The organism is Litoreibacter roseus (assembly GCF_009811795.1).
Taxonomy (GTDB): Bacteria; Pseudomonadota; Alphaproteobacteria; order Rhodobacterales; family Rhodobacteraceae; genus Litoreibacter; species Litoreibacter roseus.
The window spans coordinates 1-1,719 of sequence record NZ_BLJE01000022.1 but is presented as its reverse complement, the minus strand read 5'-3'; the positions used below and the strand labels follow the sequence as shown (position 1 = coordinate 1,719).

Annotated in this window: 2 protein-coding genes; both read right to left on the bottom strand. The window is 57.4% G+C overall.

Annotated features, from left to right (window positions below; genetic code table 11):
• Positions 1–485 precede the first annotated feature (485 nt).
• Positions 486–1,058, bottom strand: a complete 573-nt coding sequence (locus KIN_RS22180) for an AAA family ATPase (protein ID WP_159811271.1) — start codon at positions 1,056–1,058, stop codon at positions 486–488.
• A gap of 26 nt (positions 1,059–1,084) precedes the next feature.
• Positions 1,085–1,719, bottom strand: a 635-nt coding sequence (locus KIN_RS22175) for an amidohydrolase family protein (RefSeq protein WP_505712036.1), incomplete at its 5' end; no start/stop codon positions are given.

Below are 1,719 nucleotides of genomic sequence, written 5' to 3'. Positions count from 1 at the left end.
TACGCCCAAACCGCGTAGCCAATGACTGAGCGTGGGAAACGAAACCCCTTGAGACGGGATAGATCAGACAGATTCAACATGTCATCGCGCTACAACGGCAAGTTGGTTGCAACAACCTGACAATGCCGTGGCGACTGATATACAAGCGCGGGTCATAACGGGGGTACTCCCGACGGGGGCTGCAGCTTGGACACCCAGGCCAATGGCGTGGGGTCGATGTATCCTGTGGCTAGAGACAGGCTGTCGGCGAGTTTGGCGTGGGGGAAGGACATTCATGGTCTCCTGAAAATGAAAAAGCCGCCTCGGAAACGGGCGGCTTGTTGGCTTCGGGGTGGGATATGTGACTTAGTGTGTATCACCGCTCGAAGAATGGCCGCCGCACGCGCTCAGCTCCCAGAAATGGGCATAGCCGTAAGCAAAAAGGCTGCGTGTCGTCAGCATGGTTCTCTCCAATATCGCTGGGGTATGCAGCCCGCGATGGTCTGTCAAGGTTTTCTACGATTGGTCGGATTGATTCCAAGTGGCCGTTTCAGGCCGAAAGTGCGCTCCACAAAAGCGACCCGGGCGGCGATGTCGAGAAAAGGCAGGGTGACAATGTCGCACTTCAGATCCTGAACCGCGCCACGAATGCTATCATATTCACGTTTGGCCTCTTTGAAACTATGCTGCCTGTCGTCCGTTTGTTCAAAATTATTGCGCCAGGGCGGGGCGAGGATGACGCGTGTTGCATAGGGGAAGACAGGTCCGAGAGTTTCGCAGAATGGGACGTCGCAAAGGGTCTTGAGCCCGACCGCAGCATCCAAAAGCCCTCTGTCGTAGAAAACAGTTGGGCTTTGATCCGCCATGCGCGCCAAATCAGCCTTTGCCATCTCCAGGGCGCGCCACAGAAAGGCAGCCATGTCGATCCAGGGCAAAGCCGATCCGCCGCTTGCTCTTTCGTCCTGCACGATACGCAGGCCCGGCTCCGGTACGATCAAGTGACCACGTTTGGCAAGCGCGTTAATCAGGGTCGTTTTACCACCGCCGGAGCACCCTGTGATGAGGATATGATCGGTCAAATCGCCCGCATGTCTTCAATTGTGCGCTAAATGGACCTGGCGAAAGACCTATCGCTAAAGGCCAGTTCTCCGCTGACGAAACTGGCAACCAAATGTGGCCTGCCATGATCGTCCTTGCGCACGACAACGACATCAGCGCGCAATCCTGGGACAAGGGTGCCGCGATCATGAAGGCCAACGGCCTTTGCAGGACCAGAAGACACTAGCCCCCAAGCCTTGCCGAGGTCGCAGATGCCATCTTGGGCCAGCTTGAATGGCGCGTGCAAAAGCGACGGATAGTAATAGTCCGAGACCGGCGCATCGCAGAGGTTTGATGCAATCAACTCCCGTGCTGAAACATTGCCCGACGTACTGATCCCGCGCAGGGCGTTTGTTGCGCCCATCATGATGGCATTTCCCAGACCGCGCGCCGTTTGCGCAGCCGCAAGTGTCAGGGGGAATTCTGCGATGTATGCACCCACCGCGTTATAGCTGCGTCGGGTCTCTGGATCCGGGTCATCGTGCGAGCCGAAAGGAACCCCAAGGCGGCGCATTGCGTCTGACAAACTTGCAATCGCGTCCGGAACACCCACGCCGTCTTCGACCGTCTTTGCCAGCACAGACCAGAAATCATCCGGCGTCAGCCCGATTGTAGCGGCCCAGCGTGCAACGTGCTCGGGTT